Raw genomic sequence first — 477 nt, 5'->3', positions numbered from 1 at the left:
ACAGAATTAGAACGAGTGTTTAGAAAAAGATGTGCCATTTATTGACATAGGAGCAGTTGGATTTAGAATATTTTCATCTATTACTTTAAAAGCTGTGTTATTCCAACTTATGATAAAAGGATTTTCTGTATTATTAAAACCTAACCCAATTTTCTTTCCATGTGTTCTTGGATTATAAACAAACTGATTCGGTTTAACTACTAAAAATTTTGCAAGATCAGTATTTGTCACTTTTGCTTTAGTTGGAATAATCTCTTTAGTAATAGTCATTCCCATAACATCTTTAGGTTTATATCTTCCATCAACATTTGTCTCGTAAGTTAATTCAATTAATTGACCCAATTTATATTTCATAACCTATCCCCCTGAAAGCTTCCTCAAGACGATTTTGCGATTTTTTTCAGAAGTCAAGACTTCTTTCGGGAGTGTCAAGAAGTTTGTGTAAATAACAAGAAGACTTCTTCGTATCATTTTGTC

General features: G+C 30.8%; 1 protein-coding gene. It reads right to left on the bottom strand.

Features of this window, described 5'->3' with window-relative positions; genetic code table 11:
* Window positions 1–6: 6 nt before the first annotated feature.
* Complete coding sequence (locus tag FC15_RS09265) at window positions 7–354, bottom strand: hypothetical protein (protein ID WP_057823279.1); 348 nt, start codon at window positions 352–354, stop codon at window positions 7–9.
* Window positions 355–477 lie beyond the last annotated feature (123 nt).

This window comes from Lapidilactobacillus concavus DSM 17758, from assembly GCF_001435835.1.
GTDB lineage: Bacteria > Bacillota > Bacilli > Lactobacillales > Lactobacillaceae > Lapidilactobacillus > Lapidilactobacillus concavus.
This window is presented reverse-complemented; position numbering and strand designations above follow the sequence as displayed.

Coding starts and splice junctions, on each gene's coding strand:
- FC15_RS09265 (WP_057823279.1), bottom strand. CDS start 354: ATGAAATATAAATTGGGTCAATTAATTGAATTAACTTACGAGACAAAT.